The sequence below is a fragment of the Mesorhizobium sp. M4B.F.Ca.ET.089.01.1.1 genome (assembly GCF_004022605.1).
Lineage (GTDB): Bacteria > Pseudomonadota > Alphaproteobacteria > Rhizobiales > Rhizobiaceae > Mesorhizobium > Mesorhizobium abyssinicae.
Genome location: NZ_RZOS01001379.1, coordinates 1 through 469, shown reverse-complemented (window position 1 = coordinate 469; position 469 = coordinate 1). Strand labels below are relative to the sequence as shown.

Genomic DNA, 469 nt, shown 5'->3' with positions numbered 1-469 from the left:
CGTCTTCGACTTCTCCGGCGACCTCTACGGCGAAACCTGCGAAGTGTCGTTCTTCGGCTACCTGCGGCCGGAGCTGAAATTCGACGGGCTCGACTCGTTGGTCGCGCAGATGAAGCGCGACGAGGCCGAGGCGAGGGCGCTGCTGGCAGGCGTCCGCCCGCTGTCGGAGCTCGACGCCGCGATCGCGTTCTAGCTCGAAATAACTAGATAGAAGTGTTTAGACGCGGGTTGCGGACTCGACCAAACGGCTGAGCCGCGTGCGTGAAGCGCCTCACCGAAGCCGGTCGGGCAGAACGTACCGATGAAGATCGACATCCCGGTCTGGAGCGTCGTCCTCCTTTGTGCTTCGCTGTTCATCCTGTGCGATGGGTTGAGCGCGCATTGGGGCAAGACGGGCAGCGGCCGCAGCCTTGCCGTCGTCATGCTGCTGTCGCCGCTGTCCTACTGGGCCTTCGCCTTCATCAACACC

1 protein-coding gene is annotated in these 469 nt (G+C 63.3%); it reads left to right on the top strand.

Translation table 11 applies throughout. From position 1 onward, the window contains the following. Positions 1-193: riboflavin kinase (locus EN780_RS37610; RefSeq protein WP_189557178.1), on the top strand; the 193-nt coding region annotated here is incomplete at its 5' end. Positions 194-469: the final 276 nt, after the last annotated feature.